We start from the raw sequence: 20,008 nt of genomic DNA, 5'->3' as shown, positions 1-20,008 counted from the left end.
GATGCCGCGGACCCTAGCTGTACTGACCCAGATCGTTGTTGACGTAGGAGAGACCTCCGGGGTCGAGTTGGAGCTGTCTAAGTTCTTCAGCTCAAACGCACGGAGGTCTCTCTTGTCTCACGCTAATGCCCGGCTGACTCCGGCCGGCCGGTTGATCATGGTTCAGCGCATCCAGTCGGGGCGTGCGGTCGCGCATGTTGCCGCGGAAATGGGGATCTCCCGCACGACCGCGTGGCGGTGGTGGCGCAGGTTCCGGGAGTGCGGCCCGGCGGGCCTGATCGATCGTTCCAGCGTCGCCCGCTCCCACCCTCGCCAGACCAAAGCGTGCGTGGAGGCGAGGGTGCGGATCATGCGGCACCTCACTCGGCGTGGGCCGGTGTTCATCGCTGACAAGCTCGGCTTGCAGGCCTCAACGGTCGGTAGGGTGTTGCGCCGCCACCACGTGCCGTTGCTGCGGGAGCTGGACCCGGTCACGGGGTCCGTGATCCGCGCGACCCGCCGATCCGCGCAGCGTTACGAGCATGATCATCCCGGGTCCCTGATCCACGTTGATGTGAAGAAACTCGGCCGTATCCCCGACGGCGGCGGATGGCGTCTGCATGGCCGCGGGCAACGTCCTGCGCGCAAGCGGGGCCTGGGTTACGACTACGTGCACACCGTCATCGACGACCATTCCCGAGTTGCTTACGCGGAGATCCACGACGACGAGAAAGGCACCACCGCGGCGGGCGTCCTCGACCGCGCGATCGCGTTCTACGCGCGCCTCGGCGTCACAGTCGAACGCGTCATCAGCGACAACGCGTTCGCTTACCGCCACTCGGCCGCGTTCAAGGCCGTGGTCGACGCGCACGGCATCCGACAGCGGTTCATCAAACCGCACTGCCCCTGGACCAACGGGAAAGTCGAACGCCTCAACCGCACCCTCGCCACCGAGTGGGCCTACGCCCGCCCCTGGAGCTCGAACGACGACCGAAAAGCAGGGTTGACGACCTGGCTCGACTACTACAACCTAGACAGGCACCACCTCGGCATCGGAGGCAAAACCCCCATCGACCGAATCAACAACGGTCGAGGTCAGTACACCTAGCCGCCGCACGGTCTCCGATGCGACGGTGTTCTGCTATCGTGACGGCATGTTCACGAGCACCTCCTGGTGGCCCACCCGCTGAGGCGGTGTGCTCGTAACCTGTACACAGACCGCCCTCGAGGCGGTCTTTTCGTTCCCGGACGAAATGCAGGCCGCCCGACCTCGAGAAAGGCCCGGCGATGACCGCGAGCCCCACCCTGCTGGAGGCGACGGTGCGCTCCGGCGAGCCCTTCGCCCTGATCGCGCGCGACGCCGACACCGTCGAACTCCTCACCGGCGACGTCGTCGACGTCGACCTGCTCGCCGACATCCCGCTGCACGACGCGAGCGCCGCCCCTCGCGAGGTGCTCGCCCTGGTGCCGTTCCGGCAGGTCGTCGAGCGCGGCTTCGACTGCCACGACGACCAGGCGCCGCTGCGCTGCCTCGTCGTCACGGCCCACCACTCGCTGCCGCGCGCGGAGGTGCTCGCGGCGCTCCCCGCCGAGCCGGTCGCCCTCGCTGACGCCGGTTTCGACATTCCGGACGAGGAATACGCCGATATCGTGCGCACCGTCATCGCCGACGAGATCGGCCGCGGCGAGGGCGCGAACTTCGTGATCCGGCGCGACTTCACCGCCCGGGTCGACGTCGACCCGCTGACGGCGGGTCTCACCTGGTTCCGCGCGCTGCTCGAGCACGAGCGCGGCGCGTACTGGACTTTCCTCGTCTCGACGCCCGGGCACCTCGCCGTCGGCGCGAGCCCCGAGGCGCACGTGAGCGCGCAGAGCGGCCCGCCCGCGGCGCCCGGATCCACGACGGTGACGATGAACCCGATCTCGGGCACGTTCCGACACCCCGCCGGTGGCGCGACCGCCGATACGCTGACCGAGTTCCTCTCCTCGACGAAGGAGACCGAGGAGCTCTTCATGGTCGTCGACGAGGAGCTCAAGATGATGAGCGCCGTCTGCAGCGACGGCGGGCGCATCACCGGTCCGCATCTCAAGGAGATGTCGCGCCTCACCCACACCGAGTACATGCTGCGCGGCACGAGCACGATGGATCCGCGCGAGATCCTGCGCGAGACGATGTTCGCCCCGACCGTGACGGGGTCGCCCATGCAGAACGCGTGCACCGTCATCACGCGGCACGAGCGCACGCCGCGCGGGTACTACTCGGGCGTCGCCGCGCTGTTCACCCCCTCGACGTCGGGGCACGACCTCGACGCGCCGATCCTCATCCGCACCGCGTATCTCGTCGACGGGCGCCTGCGCGTGCCCGTCGGCGCGACGCTCGTGCGCCACTCCGACCCGGACGGCGAGGTGGGCGAGACCCACGGCAAGGCCGCCGGGGTGCTCGGCGCGATCGGCGCGATCCCCCGCGACGAGGCCGCCGAGCGCGCGGCGCTCGACGAGGACGCCCCCGCCGCGGAGCGCCGCGCCCTCGCCGACGACCCGCAGATCGCGGAGCTGCTCGCCGCGCGCAACGAACGCCTCGCGCCGTTCTGGCTGAACCCCCAGGGCCCCGAATCCCCGAGCGAGGGCGCACGCCACGAGGGCGCACGCCACGACAGCTCGCCGGGCGAGGGCTCACCTGGTGAGGCCGCCGCCCGCACGGCACTCGTCGTGGATGCCGAGGACCGCTTCACCACGATGCTCGCCCACCAGCTGCGCCACCTCGGCTTCGCGGTGACGATCGCCCCGTGGCACGCGGCCTCCGACGACGCGGTGGACGCGGCCGACGTCGTGGTGGCGGGCCCCGGGCCCGGCGACCCCCGTGACGACGCGAGCCCCCGCATCGCGCGCATGCGCGAGATCGTCGCCGCGCGGAAGGATGCCGGTCGCCCCCTTCTCGCGGTGTGCCTCAGCCACCAGATGCTCGCCGACACGCTCGGCATCGCGCTGGCCCCGCTCGCGGCGCCGCACCAGGGCCTGCAGAAGGAGGTCGACGTGTTCGGCCACCCCGCCTCGATCGGGTTCTACAACACCTTCACGGCACGCGTCCAGCCGGGCACCACCGAGCGGGTCGACCCGGAGACGGGCGAGGTCACCGAGATCGCCGCCGACCCGGCATCAGGCGACGTCTATGCGCTGCGCGGCCCCGGGTACGCGTCGATCCAGGGGCACCTGGAGTCGATCCTGTCGCGCGACGGGCTCGAGACGCTGGACCGCCTCCTGGCGCACGCGCTCAGCCCAGCAGCTGCACGGGGTTGAAGAGGTCGGCAGCGACCAGCACGACGGTCATCGCGATCAGAGCGATGACGACGACGAACGTCACCGGCACGAGCTTCGCGGCGTCGACGGGCGCCGGCGGCGGGCGGCGCCACAGCTTCGCCCAGGCACGGCGCAGGCCGTCCCACAGCGCGACGACGACGTGTCCGCCGTCGAGGGGCAGCAGCGGCAGCAGGTTGAAGACGAACAGCGCGATGTTGAGCGAGCCGAGGATGGTGAGCAGGCTCGAGACGCGGTTGAGGATCGGCGCGTCGGTGGCGGCGACCTCGCCCGCGAGGCGCCCCGCGCCGACGACCGACAGCGGGCTGTTCGGGTCGCGCGACTGACCGGTGATGAGGTCGACGGCGGTGTCGTAGACCCGCGCGGGCAGCTGCCAGATGATGCCGAACACCTGGCCGGTCTGGGCGAGCGCCGCCTGCGGGCCGTCGGCGATCGGCTGGCGCACGTACTCGACGGTCGCCGTCATGCCGACGAAGCCGACCTCGGCGGTCTCGACCGTGCCGTCCGCGCCCGCCACCTGCCGCTCGGCGAGCATCGGAGTGATCTGGAGCGTCTGCTCGGCGCCGCCCCGGCGCACCACGATCGGGATCGTGCGGCCGGGGGATGCCTGCACGATGGCGGATGCCTCGGCGAAGGTCGCGACGGCGGTGCCGTCGACCGACACGATCACGTCGCCCGGGCGGAGGCCCGCCGCCGCGGCCGGCGACGCCGGGGCATCCGGGGTGCACTCGGTCTGCGTCATGCCCGCCGGCAGCACGCACTCGTTCACCGAGGCGATCGTCGTCGTCGCCGTCTGCAGCCCGATGCCGCTGAACACGATCGCGAACAGCACGATCGCGAGCAGGAAGTTCATCACGGGGCCACCGAGCATGATGATGACCCGCTTGTAGACGGGCAGCTCGTAGAACGCGCGCCCGGTGTCGCCGTCCTCGCCGTCGCGGCCGGCGAGGGTCTCGTCGTTGGCTGCGCGCGCGTCCTGCACCATCGTGGCGAACAAGCCGCCGCCGGCCTTGCCCTCGGTTCCGGAGCCGTCCGCCCCGTCGCCGGCACCCGCACGACGCGAGGGCGGGTACATGCCCGCCATCGAGATGTAGCCGCCGAGCGGCAGCGCCTTGAAGCCGTACTCGGTCTCGCCGATCCGGCGCGACCACAGCGTCGGGCCGAAGCCGATCATGTACTGCCCGACCCGCACGCCGAAGTGCTTGGCGGGGAAGAGGTGACCGAGCTCGTGCAGCGCGATCGAGACCGCGAGCCCGACGACAAGCAGCGCGACCCCGATGATGAAGGCGATGACGGTCACAGCAGGCGAGGGTATCGCGCGCCGCTTTGAGTTTGCCGAGCCGCGCGCAGCGCCCGGCTCGGTTAGGCTCCTCGATGTGAGGGGGGACGTGAGCACACCCGGCGCGCCGGCACGAGCGCCGCGCGCCGTGCGCGCGCTGCGCGGTTCGACCGCCGCTGCCTGCGCCGTGCTCATCGCCGGCACGGCGCACACTCTCTCCGGCGGGGGCGCGCCGCCCGCCTGGCTGATGCTCGCCGTCACGATCCTCGCCGCCCCGCTGTGCACCCTCCTCGTCGGACGCCGACCGAGCCGGTGGCGCCTCGCGGCCGCGGTCGCCGCCGCACAGCTCGCCCTGCACGCGACCTTCGCCGCCGTCGGCGGCGCGGGACCGATCGGCACCGCACACGACGCCGCCGCGATGCACGGGGTGCACGCGATGCACGCCGACCTGCTGACGCTGCTGGCGCCTGCGGCCGGCGGCGTCGATCCCGCTGCCGCGGTGATGACTCTCGGCCATGTCCTGGCGGCCGCGATCACGTTCGCCGCACTCGCCTGGGGCGAGCGGATGCTCGCGGCGCTCGCCCGCGGCATCCGGCGCGTTCTGCGGCCGCCGTACGCGCCGCGACCCGCCCGCCCGACGAGCCCGCGGGCCGCGTTCCTCCCGCGTCGCGGCCCGGCCGCCGCGTTCTTCCTGCACTGTGTCACCCGTCGCGGTCCGCCGGCGCGGCGCGCGCTCGCTGCCGCCGTCTGAGGCTCTCCGCCCCGGCGCAGCGTCATCCCGGCCGTCCGCCATCGGGCGCGTCCGTCCTTCGCCGCACGCGCGCCCCGGCTCTCGCCGCGGCCGCACGCAGACACACAGACACAGACACAGACACACGGAGAGTTCCCCATGTCCCGCACGCACACCCGTCCCCCGCACACCACCCGCCGGATCGTCCTGGGCGGCCTCCTCGGCGCGGCGCTCGTCATCGCCGCTCCCCTCGCCGCCTCCGCGCACGTGCACGTCACCCCCGACGAGTCAGCCGCCGGCACCTCGACCCGCCTCGGCTTCTCGTTCAGCCACGGCTGCGAAGACTCCCCCACGACCGCGGTCGTGCTGACGATCCCCGAGGGCGTCGACGGCGTCACCCCGGTCGCCGACGGCGCCTGGACGATCAGCCGCGAACTCGGCGACGACGGCATCCCCACCCAGGTCACCTACACGGCCGTGACGCCGATCGAGAGCGGCATCTCGGCGACGGTCTCGCTCGACGTGATCTTCGCCTCGTCGGCGTCGGGGACCTCGGTCGCCTTCCCGGTGCTGCAGAAGTGCGTCGTCGGCGAGACCGACTGGTCGGAGGTCGCCACGGAGGGGCAGACCGAGGACGACCTCGCCTCCCCCGCTCCCGTCGTCGCCGTCGGCGCGGTCGCGACGGATGCGGGCCACGGTCACGGTTCGGCCGACGCCTCGGATGAGGATGCCTCGGGCGACGCCGATCACGCCGACCCGGATGCCTCGGGCGAGGCCCGCGCCGACGGCGCCGCGCAGGCCGATCCGGTCGCCCGGTGGCTGGCCGGCGGTGCCCTCGTCGCCGGTCTCGCCGCCCTCGGCGTGGCCCTCACGGGGCGTCGCAAGCGCAGCTGATCGGAGGTCGTGCGCGCGGCTGATCACCGCGCGCGATCGCACCGCGGGGCTTTGTGGACTGACCACCAAGCCCCGCGGTTTCGAGGCGGGGTTCGTTGTGGCATCCGTGCATCTTCGACCTGTGGTCTGACCACTAGTTCTATCCTGAGATCACGGACCGCGCGGATGGGCGCGCACCGATCGGGAAGACATCTCGACCTCGTATGACCGACCCCACGAGGGCCGAAGGAAGCGATCATCATGACCACCGTCACCCCCCACCCCGCCGCACAGGAATCCGACGCGCAGCCCGCCGCCTGGGCAGGCTTCACCGCCGGCCCCTGGCAGGACCAGATCGACGTGCGCGACTTCATCCAGCGCAACTACACCCCGTACACCGGCGACGCCTCGTTCCTTGCCGGCCCCACCGCCCGCACCACGCGCGTCTGGGACACCCTTTCGGCGATGTTCCCCGAAGAGCGCGAGAAGGGCATCTACGACGCCGACCCGCACACCCCGGCGGGCATCACGGCGCACGGCCCCGGCTACATCATCGAGGGCGACGAGGTCATCGTCGGCCTCCAGACCGACGCCCCGCTCAAGCGCGCCATCATGCCCAACGGCGGCTGGCGCATGGTCGAGGGCGCCCTCGACACCTACGGCTACGAGGTCGACCAGACCCTGAAGACCGTCTTCAGCGAGTGGCGCAAGACCCACAACCAGGGCGTCTTCGACGTCTACCCGCCGAACGTCCGCGCGGCCCGCTCGTCGCACATCATCACCGGACTTCCGGATGCCTACGGTCGCGGTCGCATCATCGGCGACTACCGCCGGGTGGCCCTCTACGGCGTCGACCAGCTCATCGCCGCGAAGAAGATCGACAAGCTGGGCCTGGACACCACGCCCTTCACCGAGCAGATCGCGCGCGAGCGCGAGGAGCACGCGGAGCAGATCCGCGCGCTCCAGGAGCTCAAGCAGATGGCGGCCTCCTACGGCATCGACATCTCCGGCCCCGCGACGACCGCCAAAGAGGCCGTGCAGTGGCTGTACTTCGCCTACCTCGGCGCGGTGAAGGAGCAGAACGGCGCCGCCATGTCGCTCGGACGCACCTCCACCTTCCTCGACGTGTTCATCCAGCGCGACCTCGAGGCGGGCACGCTCACCGAGACCGAGGCGCAGGAGATCATCGACGACTTCGTGATCAAGCTCCGGATCGTCCGGTTCCTCCGCACCCCCGAGTACGACGCGCTCTTCTCCGGCGACCCGACCTGGGTCACCGAGACGATCGGCGGCATGGGCGAGGACGGACGCCCGCTCGTGACGAAGAACTCGTTCCGCTACCTGCAGACGCTCTACAACCTGGGCCCGGCGCCCGAGCCGAACATGACCGTGTTCTGGAGCCCCGAGCTGCCGCAGGGCTTCAAGGACTACTGCGCGCAGGTGTCGATCGACTCCTCGGCCGTGCAGTACGAGTCCGACGAGATCATCCGCCCCGCGTGGGGCGATGACGCCGCGATCGCCTGCTGCGTGAGCCCCATGCGCGTCGGCAAGCAGATGCAGTTCTTCGGCGCCCGCGTGAACCTCGCCAAGACGCTGCTCTACGCGATCAACGGCGGCCGCGACGAGGTCTCCGGCAAGCAGGTCTCCCCCGCCGCCGCCCCGGTCGGCGAGGGCGCGCTCGACTTCGACGACGTCATGGCCCGCTTCGACCTCACGATGGACTGGCTCGCCGAGACGTACGTCGAGGCCCTCAACTGCATCCACTGGTCGCACGACAAGTACGCGTACGAGCGGCTCGAGATGGCCCTGCACGACAAGGACGTGCTGCGCACGATGGCCTGCGGCATCGCCGGCCTGTCGGTCGCGACCGACTCGCTGTCGGCGATCAAGTACGCCACCGTCACGCCCGTCTTCGACGACCGCGGCATCGTGGTCGACTACGACATCGCGGGCGAGTTCCCGACCTACGGCAACGACGACGACCGCGCCGACGGCATCGCCGTCGATCTGGTCGAGCGCTTCATGACGAAGATCCGCCGCCACCCGATGTACCGGAACGCGCTGCCGACCCAGTCGGTGCTGACGATCACCTCGAACGTCGTGTACGGCAAGGCCACGGGCAACACTCCCGACGGCCGCCGCGCCGGCGAGCCGTTCGCCCCGGGCGCCAACCCGATGAACGGCCGCGACACGCACGGCATGCTCGCCTCGGCGCTGTCGGTGGCGAAGCTGCCGTACTCTGAGTCGCAGGACGGCATCTCGCTGACCAACACCGTGGTTCCCGCAGGCCTCGGCCGCACGAAGGAGGAGCAGGTCACGAACCTGGCCGGCCTCCTCGACGCGTACGTCGGTTCCGAGGGCTACCACATGAACGTCAACGTGCTGAACCGCGAGACGCTCGAGGATGCCATGGAGCACCCGGAGAACTACCCGCAGCTGACGATCCGCGTGTCGGGCTACGCCGTGAACTTCGTGCGCCTGACCCGTGAGCAGCAGCTCGACGTGCTCTCGCGCACCTTCCACGGCTCGATGTAACCCACCGAGTCCCCCCATCCACCGCAGACCCCCGAGAGGAGCCGAGACCGTGGTCGCCACACTGATCCACAGCACCATCGAGGCTCCCCTCGGGGGTCTCGAGGTGGCGGATGTCTCCCGCCACGAGCGGCTCACCGCGATGCGCGAGGGCCGGCTCGGCTCCGTGCACTCGTGGGAGCTGGTCACCGCCGTCGACGGCCCGGGCACGCGCCTGACGACCTTCCTCAGCGGATGCCCGCTGCAGTGCCTGTACTGCCACAACCCCGACACCCTCGCGATGAAGGACGGGCACCCCGTCACGAGCGACGAGCTGCTCGCCCGCATCGCGCGCTACCGGGGCGTCTTCCGCGCCACCGGCGGCGGCATCACGCTCTCCGGCGGCGAGGTGCTCATGCAGCCGGCGTTCGCGGCGCGGATCCTCCGCGGCGCGAAGGACCTCGGCATCCACACCGCGATCGACACCTCCGGGTTCCTCGGCGCCGCGGCCACCGACGCGATGCTCGAAGACGTCGACCTCGTGCTCCTCGACGTCAAGAGCGGCGACCCCGACACCTATCGGCGGGTCACCGGCCGCGACCTCGAGCCGACGCTCGCGTTCGGACGTCGGCTCGCCGAGATGCCGCACGGGCCCGAGGTCTGGATCCGGTTCGTGCTCGTGCCGGGCCTCACCGACGACATCGACAACGTCGAGCGGGTCGCCGAGTACGCCGCGTCGCTCAACGAGATCATGCCCGGCACCGTGACCCGCGTCGAGGTGCTGCCCTTCCACCAGATGGGCCGCGACAAGTGGGCGGCGCTCGGGCGCGACTACCAGCTCGGCGACACGCAGCCGCCGACCCCCGCACTCACCGAGCGCGTGCGCGACCAGTTCCGCGCGCACGGACTCACCACCTACTGACCTTCCCCACCGACCTCGACCTGCCGCCGCGGCCCCCCGAATCCCGCGTCGGCACCATCCCGCTCACCGGCGAGAGGGACCAGCATCAGTCCGCCTTCCCCATCCCGGCGGGCTGATCGCTTTTCCGCCGCGGGGTCCGCGGGCGGGCGGCAAGCGCGCGGGCGCGCGGCAGGTCCGCGGGCGGGGGCTCAGCCCGCGATGAGCCGGTCCGCCTCGGCGCGCGCCCAGGTCTCCGCCTCGGCGAGGCTCTCCCGGGTGAGCTCCCCGGGAGCGGTGTGCGCGTCGACGACGGCGCGGACCGTGTCGAGGATGCCGGGGAAGGCGAGGGCGCCCTCGTGGAAGGCATCCACCGCCTGCTCGTTCGCCGCGTTGAACACCGCGGGGTAGGTACCTCCCGCGCGTCCGACGTGCTTGGCGAGCTCGACGGCGGGGAACGCCTCGGCGTCGAGCGGCTGGAACGTCCAGGTCTGCGCCGTCGTCCAGTCGAGCGGCGCGCCGACGCCCGCGACCCGGTGCGGCCAGTCGATCCCCAGCGAGATCGGCAGGCGCATGTCGGGCGGGGATGCCTGGGCGATCGTCGAGCCGTCGACGAACTCGACCATCGAGTGCACGATCGACTGGGGATGCACGGCCACGTCGATGTCGTCGTAATCGATGCCGAACAGCAGATGCGCCTCGATGACCTCCAGCCCCTTGTTGACCAGCGTCGCCGAGTTCGTCGTGACGACGCGGCCCATGTTCCAGGTGGGGTGCGCGAGCGCCTCGGCGGGGGTGACATCCGCCAGCGACGCGCGCGTCCGTCCGCGGAAGGGCCCCCCGGAGGCGGTGAGCACGAGGCGGCGCACCTCGGCGTGCTCCCCCGCGCGGAGCGCCTGGGCGATCGCGGAGTGCTCGGAGTCGACCGGCACGATCTGGCCCGGCGCGGCGAGCGCCGTGACGAGGTCGCCGCCGACGATGAGCGACTCCTTGTTCGCGAGCGCGAGGGTGCGGCCGGTCTCGAGCGCCGCGAGGGTCGGGCCGAGGCCGATCGACCCGGTGATGCCGTTGAGCACCACGTCGGCGTCGACGTCGCGGACGAGCCGCTCCGCGGCATCCGCCCCGTCGGTCGACGCGAGCGCGGTCGCCTGCGCGGGAACGCCGAACTCCGCGGCCTGCGCCCCGAGGAGCTCGGCGTTCGCGCCCGCGGACAGCCCCACGATCTCGAAACGGTCGCGGCGGGTGCGGATGACATCCAGCGCCTGGATGCCGATCGAGCCGGTGGAGCCGAGGATCAGAACGCGACGCATGCTGTCAGCCTAACCGCGAGCGCCGGCGGCCCCTGATTTGACAGGGGACGCCGGCGCCGTCGATCGATCAGTGCGCGCGGTGGATCACTGCTGGGCGGCCGGGGCCGTCGCGAGGATGTCGACGACGAACACGAGGGTCTCGCCCTTGAGGTCGGTGGTGTTGATCTCACCCTCGCCGTAGCCGTCGGCGGGCGTCATGGTGACGAGCACCTGCGAGCCGGCGGTCTGGCCCTCGAGCGCCTTCTGGAAGCCCGCGACGACGCCGGTCGTGGTGAGCACCGTCGGCACGCCGCCCTTGTCCCACGTCGAGTCGAAGGTCTCGCCGTTCGACCAGCGCACGCCGGTGTACTGCAGCAGCACCTGGTTGCCGGGCTGCACGACCGCGCCGTCGCCCTTCTTCAGGGTCTCGACCTGGGTCTCACTGGGCGCGGCCTGGCCCTCAGGAATCGTGATCGAGGGCGCGCCGCCGTCGCCGAGGGTGACGGTGGGCATGCCGGCGACGGGCGCCTGGTCCTCGCCCCACGCGGCGGTGGGGGTGACGCCGAGCACGTCGATGACGTAGACGACCGACGGGGTGGTCTCGTCGCCGGTCGCGGTGGCGAGGGTCAGCCGCGAGCCGATCGTGGCGCAGCCGAAGATCTGGCCGCCGTTCTCGGCGGAGATCTGCTCGGGCAGGATCTCGCCGGGTGTGTAGCCTGCCTGCGAGAGCACGGCGCCGGTGGATCCGTCGAGGATCGTGGCGGCGTACTGCACGAAGTCGCCCGCGGCGATCGGGGCGCCGCTGCCCTCGGTCTGCACCGTACGCTGCAGCGTGAGGTCGGTCGTGTCGACGGGCTTGGTGAAGTCGACCGTCGGCACGGCGCCGAAGTCGCCCGTGACGGTGATGCCGTCGGAGACCGCGCCGCTCGGGGCGGCCGAGGAGCACAGGTCGGCCGCGCCCGACGCGGAGGCCGACGGCGTGGCGCCGTCTCCCCCCGAGCCGGAGCAGCCGGCGAGCAGGATCGCCGAGAGGGCGACGGCGGACAGGGCGGCGAACGGGCGCAGGCGCACGGATGACCTCACAGGAATGGGTGGCGGGAAGGGCCGGGAAGCAGGATGCCGCAGCGCGGCCGTCTCATCCTCTCGCACTTTCATCTGTCCCCGCTGAGAACCGGCATGCGCGGCGCGGAATGGATCGGGGACTACGATCTACGGGTGACGCAAGACCAGGACGGCGCGACGGACGCGCCCGAACCCGCCGCGTCCGAAGCGCACGAGGTGCCCCGCGTCGGCTTCACCTACTACTTCGGGCGGGCCGTGCTGGTGCCGCTCGCCCGTCTGTTCTACCGCCCCCGCATCGAAGGTCGGCGGAACATCCCCCGCAGGGGCAAGGTGATCTTCGCCAGCAACCACCTGTCGTTCATCGACTCGCTGATCATCCCGATGTTCGCGCCGCGGCCGGTCTACTTCCTCGCGAAGTCGTCGTACTTCGACGGCACGGGCCTGCGCGGCTGGGCGAGCCGGCACTTCTTCACCGCGATCGGGGCGACCCCGGTGCAGCGGGGCGCCGGCCAGGCCGCCCTCGACGCGCTCGACCAGCAGCGCCGCATCCTCGCCTCCGGCCGGGCGATCGCGCTGTACCCCGAGGGCACCCGCTCGCTCGACGGCCGCCTCTACAAGGGACGCACGGGCGTCGCCTTCCTCGCGCTCGAGGAGGGCGCGCAGGTCGTGCCGGTGGGGCTCATCGGCACGAACGAGGCGATGCCGGTCGGCGCGAAGATGCCCAAGCGCCAGCCGCGCGTCACCGTGCGCTACGGCGAGCCGATCGACCTGTCGCACCTCGGCCCCGCCTCGAGCGGCAAGGCGCGGCGCCTCGCGACCGACGAGATCATGGCGGCGATCCACGCCCTCTCCGGCCAGGAGCTCGCGAACGCCTACAACGAGGCGCCCGCCGCGAACCCGGTCGAGCGCCTCAAGCAGGTGCTCCCCCACGAGCGGCGCTGACCTCGGCCTCGTGCCGCACGGGGAAGTTCACCGAGTTCGCCATGAAGCACCAGTCGTGCGCCTGCGCGTGCGCGGCGCGCGCCGCGTCGATCATGGATGCCTCGGCCACGACCACCCGGGGGCGGAGCACGACCTCGGTGAACGCGCCGCCGCCGCGGCCGTCCTCGGTCATCACGCCGGTCGCCTCGTCGCGGTACGACTCGACGACGACCCCGGCGGTCACGCACGCGTGCAGGTACGACAGCAGGTGGCATTCCGACAGCGCCGCGAGCAGCAGGTCCTCGGGGTTCCACTTGGCCGGGTCGCCGCGGAACGGCCTGTCGGCGGATGCCTCCAGTGCGGGCTTCCCGTCGATGTCGACGGTCACGGTGCGGTCGTAGTCGCGGTAGCCGCTCGTGCCGGTGCCGCGGTTGCCGGTCCAGACGCTGCGCAGGGCGTACCGGTGCTCTCGGTTCATCCCGTCAGTCTGGCATCCGTCCGCCGGGGCGCGGTCGGAGGCGGCGGTAGGCTGGGCCGGTGCCAGAGACCCTGACCGTCGCGTCCTCCGTCGAACTCGCCGTGATCGAGCGCAGCGGCTTGGTCGAATCGCGGCACGCCGGCGCGGCGGTCGTGCTCGACCCCGAGGGCGCGGTCGCGCTGACCCTCGGCGACGTCGAGACGCCGATCCTGCCGCGCTCGAGCCTCAAGCCGCTGCAGGCCCTCGGCTCGCTCACCGCCGGCGCCGAGCTCGCCGGCGAGCGGCTCGCACTCGCCACGGCCAGCCACTCGGGCACCGACCGGCACGTGGCGGTCGTCCGGGGCATCCTCGATCAGGCCGGGCTCGACGAGTCGCACCTCGGATGCCCGGCGGCCTGGCCGACCGACACCGCCACGCGCGACGAGATGGTGCGCGAGCTCGGCTCGCCCCAGCGCATCCGGATGAACTGCTCGGGCAAGCACGCCGCGATGCTGTTCGCGTGCGTCGCGAGCGGGTGGGACACGGCGACCTACCTCGACCCGGCGCACCCGCTGCAGGTGCACACCCGCGAGGTCATCGAGCGCCTCACCGGCGGGCGCGTCGCAGCGACGGCCGTCGACGGCTGCGGCGCCCCGGTGTATGCGATGGGGCTGTCGTCGCTCGCCCGTGCCGCGCACCGCATCGGCACCTCGTCGGAGCGCTCGCCGTTCGCCCTGCACCGCACCGCCGGCGCGCTCGTGCGCGCCGTGCGCGAGAACCCGTGGGCGATCGACGGCCCCGGCCGCGCCGACACGATCGTCATCGAGCGACTCGGCGTTTTCGCCAAGGGCGGCGCCGAGGGCGTCATGATCATGGTCGCCCCGAACGGTGCGACGGTCGCGCTGAAGGTGCTCGACGGCAGCGGACGGGCGACCACCGCGATCGCCCTCGCCCTGCTCGAGCGCGTGGGCGCCCTGGCTGCCGCCGACGTCGGCCAGACGATGGCCCTGCTTCCGCTCTCGATCACGGGGGGCGGAGTCGACGTCGGCCGCATCCGGCCGACGGTCTAACCGTCCGGATGCCCCGGCTCCACAAGACCCTGCGGCGACGGAAACGACAGGCTCGAAGGAGGGTCTCATGCGCATCAGCGTTCCGACCGAGATCAAGGACAACGAGTACCGGGTGGCGCTCACGCCCGCGGGCGTGCACGACCTCGTGGCATCCGGTCATCAGGTGTTCGTGCAGCGGGGAGCCGGCGCGGGCTCGTCGATGGCCGACGCCGAGTACGAGGCCGCCGGCGCGACGTTGCTGGGCGACGCCGCCGACGTGTGGGCGCGGGCGGAGCTGCTGCTGAAGGTCAAGGAGCCGATCGCGGCGGAGTACGGGTACTTCCGCGACGACCTCGTGATCTTCACCTACCTGCACCTGGCCGCCGACCGCGCGCTCACCGACCGGCTCACCGCCGACGGAGTGACAGCGATCGCCTACGAGACGGTGCAGCTGCCCGAGGGTGGGCTGCCCCTCCTCGCCCCGATGAGCGAGGTGGCGGGACGCCTCGCACCCACGGTCGGCGCCGCGACCCTGCTGCGCTCGGCGGGCGGGCTCGGACTGCTGATGTCGGGTGTGCCCGGCACCCGCCCCGCGACCGTCACGATCATCGGGGGCGGCGTGGCGGGTGCGAACTCCGCCGTCATCGCGGCCGGGCTCGGCGCGGATGTCACCATCTTCGACACGAACATCGCGCGGCTGCGCTTCCTCGACGACCACTTCCAGGGCCGGGTGAAGACGGCGGCCTCGAACCCGCTCGACCTCGACCGGGCGGTCGTCGGCTCCGACCTCGTCGTGGGGTCGGTGCTGATCCCCGGGGCGAAGGCGCCGAAGCTCGTCACGAACGAGATGGTCTCGCGCATGCGGCCGGGGTCGGTGCTCGTCGACATCGCGGTCGATCAGGGCGGCTGCTTCGAGGACACCCGCCCGACGACCCACACCGACCCGACGTTCACGGTGCACGGGAGCGTCTTCTACTGCGTGGCGAACATGCCGGGCGCGGTGCCGAACACCTCGACGTCGGCGCTCACCAACGCGACGCTGCCGTACGTGCGCAGGATCGCGGGGCTCGGCTGGCGGGACGCGCTGCGCGCCGATCCTGCGCTCGCGCTCGGACTCAACACCGCACGCGGGCGGGTCGTGAACCCGGGCGTCGCCGCGGCGCACGGGCTCGAGCCGCTGCCGCTCGCCGACGCGCTGGCGTGAACCGGGTGGCGTGCGGCCGACGCCGGTGAGGCGCGCGGCACGGGTGGCGCGCGAGGCACGGGGGACGCGGGTGGTCCGCGGGGCGACCGGCTCCGGAACACCGTCGCATCACCCCGGCAGCGTGACCCGTCGGGCCGGTGCGCCCGGCGCGATCTCCCACGCCCGGCGCGCCCCGGGGGCCGCGTAGGGCGGCAGCTCGCGCCGCCCGGTGACGGCGCGATACTCGGGCGCGCACGCCGCGTCGATGACGAGGGTGCAGTGCTCCCGCGCCTCGGAGAGCAGTCGCCATTGCGCGATCCACCCGTCGGGCGTTCCCACGACGACGTCGCCGGCACCGATCGTGGACGCCCCCGCCTCCCCCACCCCGACGACACGGCGCCCGGCCCGTTCCGCGGCGGCGCGGAGCGCTCCGAGGTCGGCGCCGGGCGGCGCGACGAGCGCGAGCGGGTGGATGCCGCTCAGCGAGAGGAGCGGGGCGCGGTCGAGCCGGCCCGCGGCGCCGGACATCGCCGCGCCGCCCGGCACCGCCGAGAACTGCACGAGGGTGCGTCCCCAGCGGCCGCGTCCCGGGGTGGCGCTGGCGGCGCCGGCGGCGAAGTCGGCCGACTCGCCGCCGGCGGCGACGTGGTCGGCGCGGTTCGCGAGCGGCAGCAGCGCGCGGTGCGGCAGCAGTTCGAGCAGCCGCCACGCCGGCCCCGACGCGCGAGCGGTCGCGATCACCAGGGTGATGCCCCGCGCCCGCGCCTCGCGACAGCCGCGCTCGAGGGCGGCGAGCCACGCGCCGGCGTGATCGTCGCCGAGGCGCCCGGCGATCGCGTCGACGTCGTCGACGAGCACGACCGCACCTCGGGTCGCCGAGCTCAGCCCGGCCACCGCATCCCAGGCGCCCTCCGCGTCGGCCGGCACCCACACCGGCGCGGTCGCCTGCGCCGCGATGGCGCGCAGCAGCGTCGTGCGACCGCTCCCCGGTCCGCCGACGACCGCGACGCCGGCCGCGTCCTCCGGCAGCACCACGACACGCTGCCGCTGATGCTCCGGCTCGTCGGCGAGGCCCAGCACGACCTCGCCGGCGCGCGGCGCGCTGCCCGCGATCCGGTGCGCGTCGGCGGGCTCGACCCGATCGGGCAGCGGAGGCATCCACGGCCGCCGGGCGGGGGTCAGCGTAGCCCCGTCCCGGACGACCCGCGCCACCGCCTGCTCGCCCGCCCGCGCGATGCGCACGGTGCGGGGCCCCGCGTCCGCCGCCGCGCGGACGAGGGCCGTGCCCCGTGCCGACGGCGTGCCGGGGAGGCGCACCGCGTCGTCCTGCCCGAGCACGGCGCGGGAGTCGGCGGCATCGGTCACGCGGAACGCGATGCGCAGCGGCGCGTTGGCGAGCACGCCGTCACGGAAGGCGCCCGCCGCCCGCTGCGAGGCGAGCACCAGGTGCATGCCGAGGGCTCGCCCGCGCGCCGCGATGTCGGCGAACAGGTCGTGCAGCCCCGGGTGCACCGCGACGAGCGCGGCGTACTCGTCGACGACGATCACGAGGCGGGAGAGCGCCCCCGCCGCCTCGGCGATGTCGCGGGCGCCGGACTCCTCGAGCACGCGCTCGCGGTGCCGGATCTCGGCCCGGAGGCTCTCGACCGCCCGCAGCGCGCGGTCCTCGTCCAGATCGGTGAGGACGCCCGTCACGTGCGGCAGGGCGACGAGCGCGTCGAAGGTGCGTCCGCCCTTGAAGTCGACGAGCAGGAACGACACCTCGCGGGGCGAGCGGGAGCGGCACATCGCCAGGATCCACGTCGTCAGCAGCTCGCTCTTGCCCGACCCGGTGACCCCGATGACCACGGCGTGCGGCCCGTCGGCGACGAGGTCGAGCGTCACCGGCTCGCCGCCCGAGACCCCCACGACGGCCGCGAGCGAACCCGACCCGCCGCCGCCATCGACCCCCACACCACCGGCACCCGATCCCGCCGCGGGCAGATCCTCCCACGCGACCGCGGCGTCGCCGCGCTGACCGAGCGTCGCGGCGCGCTCGGCGAGCGCCGCCGCGACGCGACCGGCCTGCGCCTGCGAGATCGCCTCGACGCGCACGCGGCGAGACGTGCCGTCGTGATCGAGCCGGGCGAGCATCACCCCCGCGCCGCCGCCGATCGCCGACTCATCGCCCGCGTCGGCAGCGCCAGCGTGCGGATCCCCCGCGCCGGCACCGCCCGCGGACACCTCGAGGGTCAGCACGGCGGCGCACCGGGGCGGAGGCGGCGCTCCCTCGGCGACCTGCACGATCGGGATGTCGGCGTCGGCGGGCACCGGCCGCTCCCCCGAGCCGGCGAACACCACCGCCCCGCGGGTCGCCGCAGCGTGCGGCAGCGCGGCACCGCCCGCGCCGTCACCGGCGAGCGCGGGCGCGTCGCCGACGAGACGCACCTGTCCGGGCGCCTGCGCCAGACACAGCTGCACGACGAGCGCCCGCACGACGGCCGCGGCGAGCACCGGCGGCCCGCTGACGGCGATGCCCGCCTCGAGCGGCACGTGCACGGGCATGTCGCCGGCGGTGCGAGCCCTGCGACGCACGGCACGGGCATCCGCTTCCTGTGCGTCGCCGTCCACGCGCAGCGCGCTCCGCGCCGCGCCGCGGCCGACGACGATCACGTCGGCCCGGCCGGGCACGACACGCCAGATCTCGTCGGGGTCGTCGGCGTACCCGGCGACATCGGGCGTGCGGCGCCACGCCCGGCGCCGCTCCTCGGCGTGCCGCTCCTCGACCTCGCGGCCGAGGTCGACGAGCGCACCGGCCGCCTCGCGGCGTGCGCGTCGCTTCGCACGGCGGGCGCTGCGCAGCCCGTCGGCGAACGAGGCGATCGCCATGAGCGGTCCGAGCGCGGCGAACCACAGCGCCGTGGGCGAGCCGGTCAGCTGCCAGAGCACCACCGCGCCGACGACGGGCACGATCGCCGCGGCGACGGGCAGGCCGGGTCGGGGCGGCGCCGGCGGGGCGGCGGGCAGGCGGAGCGGTTCATCGAGGTCGTCGTGCATGCCCCCAGTCAAGCCACGCGCGCGCCGCCGCGGCGGCGCGGATGCCCGATCGGTGGAGAGAGTGCGTCAGTCGCCGATTGGGGAGGAGGCGGCGTCGTCCGCCGCGCCGGTGCGGTGCGCGTTCAGCACGATGATCGTGATGTTGTCGCGCCCGCCGTTCTCCAGCGCCGCCTCGAGCATGTCGGCGGCGGCCTCGGTCGGGTCGTCGTGCTGCAGCAGGAAGTGCAGGATGCCGTAGTCGGTGAGCTCCTTGGTGAGCCCGTCGCTGCAGATGACGAACCGGTCGCCGTCGACCACCTCGAGCCGCACGTAGTCGGGCGAGACGCCGTCGGAGGGCCCGACGGCGCGCGTGATCACGTTGCCGTAGGGGTGGTTCTCGGCCTCTTCGGGAGTCAGCCGGCCCGCCGAGATGAGCTCCTGCACGACGGAGTGGTCGGTGGTGACCTGAGCGAGCCCGCCGTCACGGAAGAGGTACACGCGCGAATCGCCGATGTTCAGCGTCACCCACGTGGGCTCGTCGCCGCTCAGGTCGAGGTAGACGCCGGTCACCGTGGTGCCAGTGCCCTCGTCGGTGGTCTCGGGGTGCGAGGCGATGTCGGTGACGGCCCGCGCGAGCGCGCGCTCGATCGTCTTCGGGGTGACGTCGCCCTTCTCGGCGACGGTGCGCAGCCGGTCGACGGCGCTCGCGCTGGCGATCTCGCCGCCGATGTGACCGCCCATCCCGTCGGCGACGACGAACAGCGGATACTCGGCGAGCACGGCGTCCTGATTGACCTCGCGCCGACGACCGCGGTGGGTCACCGCGGACCACTGCAGTTCGATCGCACCGTCCGGCAGCGGGACGGTGTGCGTCTGGGTCGCGGCTTCGGGCACGCTCACACTCTAGTGGACGAGGGGCCCGGGCCCTCCGCGCCCTCCGCGCCCTCCCCGGCGTCATCGGTCTCCGGCGGCACGGGCGGCAGCGGGGGCACCGCGCCCGGCGAGACGACGGGCACCGGTTCGGTCGGCACCCGCTCGGGTACGACGAGCGCGGGCTCCTCGTCGGCGTCGTCGACGGCGGGCGCGTCGAACTGCGCGTTGTACAGCCGCCAGTAGGCCCCGCGCGCGGCCAGCAGCTCGTCGTGCGAGCCCTGCTCGACGATCGACCCGGCCTCCATCACGAGGAGACGGGGACCCAGGCCCGCCACTGTCCGTCGACGCCCGCCTTCTGGAAGATCCTGCCGAGGAACAGCGAGCTCAGCACGTAGTAGGCCACCGCGAACAGGAAGCCGACGAAGCCCGCGAACAGTGCGGCGGCGACGACGGCTCCGTCGTCGGAGTATCCGCCCATGGGATCCTTCGTTCCTCGACGCACGCCGCCGCAGGCGCAGGTGGCGTTTTCAGGTGTCATGGTAGAGGTGCAGATGCCTCGGCCACCAGTATCCGC

Annotated in this window: 17 protein-coding genes; 9 read left to right on the top strand and 8 right to left on the bottom strand. The window is 73.0% G+C overall.

Annotated features, from left to right (window positions below):
• Positions 1-112 precede the first annotated feature (112 nt).
• Both FHX68_RS11980 and FHX68_RS11975 read left to right on the top strand, forming a co-directional pair.
• Positions 113-1,087, top strand: a complete 975-nt coding sequence (locus FHX68_RS11980; RefSeq protein ID WP_141920038.1) for an IS481 family transposase — start codon at positions 113-115, stop codon at positions 1,085-1,087.
• Between the two features lie 179 nt (positions 1,088-1,266).
• Positions 1,267-3,276: an anthranilate synthase family protein gene (locus FHX68_RS11975; protein WP_141380721.1), complete on the top strand. Its 2,010-nt coding sequence runs from the start codon at positions 1,267-1,269 to the stop codon at positions 3,274-3,276.
• Here the strand turns inward: FHX68_RS11975 and FHX68_RS11970 are convergent.
• Positions 3,251-4,594 (bottom strand): M50 family metallopeptidase, encoded by a 1,344-nt coding sequence (locus FHX68_RS11970; RefSeq protein WP_141380722.1) that lies wholly within the window; start codon positions 4,592-4,594, stop codon positions 3,251-3,253. The two genes, FHX68_RS11975 and FHX68_RS11970, sit on opposite strands and share 26 nt — an antisense overlap.
• Positions 4,595-4,682: 88 nt before the next feature.
• Between FHX68_RS11970 and FHX68_RS11965 the strand changes: the two genes are divergently transcribed.
• From FHX68_RS11965 to pflA, 4 genes are all read left to right on the top strand, one after another.
• A complete protein-coding gene (locus tag FHX68_RS11965; RefSeq protein WP_141380723.1) occupies positions 4,683-5,324 on the top strand; it encodes a hypothetical protein in 642 nt (213 codons plus the stop codon).
• 138 nt (positions 5,325-5,462) lie between these two features.
• Entirely contained in the window at positions 5,463-6,197 is a 735-nt protein-coding gene (locus FHX68_RS11960) for a DUF1775 domain-containing protein (RefSeq protein WP_141380724.1), read from the top strand.
• Positions 6,198-6,437: 240 nt separating this feature from the next.
• Positions 6,438-8,711 (top strand): formate C-acetyltransferase, encoded by a 2,274-nt coding sequence (pflB, locus tag FHX68_RS11955; RefSeq protein ID WP_141380725.1) that lies wholly within the window; start codon positions 6,438-6,440, stop codon positions 8,709-8,711.
• Between the two features lie 49 nt (positions 8,712-8,760).
• On the top strand, positions 8,761-9,609 hold the full coding sequence (pflA, locus tag FHX68_RS11950; RefSeq protein WP_229661556.1) for a pyruvate formate-lyase-activating protein: 849 nt from the start codon (positions 8,761-8,763) through the stop codon (positions 9,607-9,609).
• A 188-nt stretch (positions 9,610-9,797) separates the two neighbouring features.
• Here the strand turns inward: pflA and dxr are convergent, their stop codons facing one another.
• Positions 9,798-10,895, bottom strand: coding sequence for a 1-deoxy-D-xylulose-5-phosphate reductoisomerase (gene dxr, locus FHX68_RS11945; RefSeq protein ID WP_141380726.1), 1,098 nt, complete (start codon positions 10,893-10,895; stop codon positions 9,798-9,800).
• 84 nt (positions 10,896-10,979) lie between these two features.
• Positions 10,980-11,945: an FKBP-type peptidyl-prolyl cis-trans isomerase gene (locus tag FHX68_RS11940; protein ID WP_141380727.1), complete on the bottom strand. Its 966-nt coding sequence runs from the start codon at positions 11,943-11,945 to the stop codon at positions 10,980-10,982.
• A gap of 207 nt (positions 11,946-12,152) precedes the next feature.
• Here FHX68_RS11940 and FHX68_RS11935 point away from each other — a divergent pair, with 207 nt between their 5' ends.
• On the top strand, positions 12,153-12,878 hold the full coding sequence (locus FHX68_RS11935; RefSeq protein WP_229661559.1) for a lysophospholipid acyltransferase family protein: 726 nt from the start codon (positions 12,153-12,155) through the stop codon (positions 12,876-12,878).
• On the opposite strand, the gene FHX68_RS11930 is transcribed toward FHX68_RS11935, so the two are convergent.
• Positions 12,847-13,335 (bottom strand): OsmC family protein, encoded by a 489-nt coding sequence (locus FHX68_RS11930; RefSeq protein ID WP_141380729.1) that lies wholly within the window; start codon positions 13,333-13,335, stop codon positions 12,847-12,849. The two genes, FHX68_RS11935 and FHX68_RS11930, sit on opposite strands and share 32 nt — an antisense overlap.
• A gap of 59 nt (positions 13,336-13,394) precedes the next feature.
• Here FHX68_RS11930 and FHX68_RS11925 point away from each other — a divergent pair, with 59 nt between their 5' ends.
• Positions 13,395-14,384, top strand: coding sequence for an asparaginase (locus FHX68_RS11925; protein WP_141380730.1), 990 nt, complete (start codon positions 13,395-13,397; stop codon positions 14,382-14,384).
• Positions 14,385-14,451: 67 nt separating this feature from the next.
• Positions 14,452-15,567: an alanine dehydrogenase gene (gene ald / locus FHX68_RS11920; protein WP_141380731.1), complete on the top strand. Its 1,116-nt coding sequence runs from the start codon at positions 14,452-14,454 to the stop codon at positions 15,565-15,567.
• A 108-nt stretch (positions 15,568-15,675) separates the two neighbouring features.
• Here ald and FHX68_RS11915 read toward each other — a convergent pair whose 3' ends face one another.
• The 4 genes from FHX68_RS11915 to FHX68_RS15265 all read right to left on the bottom strand — a co-directional run bounded on the left by FHX68_RS11915 (position 15,676) and on the right by FHX68_RS15265 (position 19,912).
• A complete protein-coding gene (locus FHX68_RS11915; RefSeq protein ID WP_141380732.1) occupies positions 15,676-18,582 on the bottom strand; it encodes an FtsK/SpoIIIE domain-containing protein in 2,907 nt (968 codons plus the stop codon).
• 66 nt (positions 18,583-18,648) lie between these two features.
• Positions 18,649-19,455 (bottom strand): PP2C family protein-serine/threonine phosphatase, encoded by an 807-nt coding sequence (locus FHX68_RS11910; protein ID WP_141380733.1) that lies wholly within the window; start codon positions 19,453-19,455, stop codon positions 18,649-18,651.
• A gap of 2 nt (positions 19,456-19,457) precedes the next feature.
• Positions 19,458-19,742 (bottom strand): hypothetical protein, encoded by a 285-nt coding sequence (locus FHX68_RS11905; RefSeq protein WP_170219067.1) that lies wholly within the window; start codon positions 19,740-19,742, stop codon positions 19,458-19,460.
• A complete protein-coding gene (locus FHX68_RS15265) occupies positions 19,739-19,912 on the bottom strand; it encodes a hypothetical protein (RefSeq protein ID WP_170214245.1) in 174 nt (57 codons plus the stop codon). Before FHX68_RS15265 ends, FHX68_RS11905 begins: the two co-directional genes overlap by 4 nt.
• Positions 19,913-20,008 lie beyond the last annotated feature (96 nt).

Origin of the sequence: Microbacterium lacticum, assembly GCF_006716815.1 — a bacterium.
Classification (GTDB): Bacteria; Actinomycetota; Actinomycetes; order Actinomycetales; family Microbacteriaceae; genus Microbacterium; species Microbacterium lacticum.
The sequence above is the reverse complement of the archived record's forward strand: the minus strand, read 5'-3'. Positions and strand labels throughout refer to the sequence as shown.

Bases quoted from the DNA above. Each gene is read 5' to 3' on its own strand.
- FHX68_RS11975 (WP_141380721.1), top strand. From the start codon at position 1,267: ATGACCGCGAGCCCCACCCTGCTGGAGGCGACGGTGCGCTCCGGCGAG.
- FHX68_RS11960 (WP_141380724.1), top strand. From the start codon at position 5,463: ATGTCCCGCACGCACACCCGTCCCCCGCACACCACCCGCCGGATCGTC.
- pflB (WP_141380725.1), top strand. From the start codon at position 6,438: ATGACCACCGTCACCCCCCACCCCGCCGCACAGGAATCCGACGCGCAG.
- dxr (WP_141380726.1), bottom strand. From the start codon at position 10,895: ATGCGTCGCGTTCTGATCCTCGGCTCCACCGGCTCGATCGGCATCCAG.
- FHX68_RS11930 (WP_141380729.1), bottom strand. From the start codon at position 13,335: ATGAACCGAGAGCACCGGTACGCCCTGCGCAGCGTCTGGACCGGCAAC.
- ald (WP_141380731.1), top strand. From the start codon at position 14,452: ATGCGCATCAGCGTTCCGACCGAGATCAAGGACAACGAGTACCGGGTG.
- FHX68_RS11915 (WP_141380732.1), bottom strand. From the start codon at position 18,582: ATGCACGACGACCTCGATGAACCGCTCCGCCTGCCCGCCGCCCCGCCG.
- FHX68_RS15265 (WP_170214245.1), bottom strand. From the start codon at position 19,912: ATGGGCGGATACTCCGACGACGGAGCCGTCGTCGCCGCCGCACTGTTC.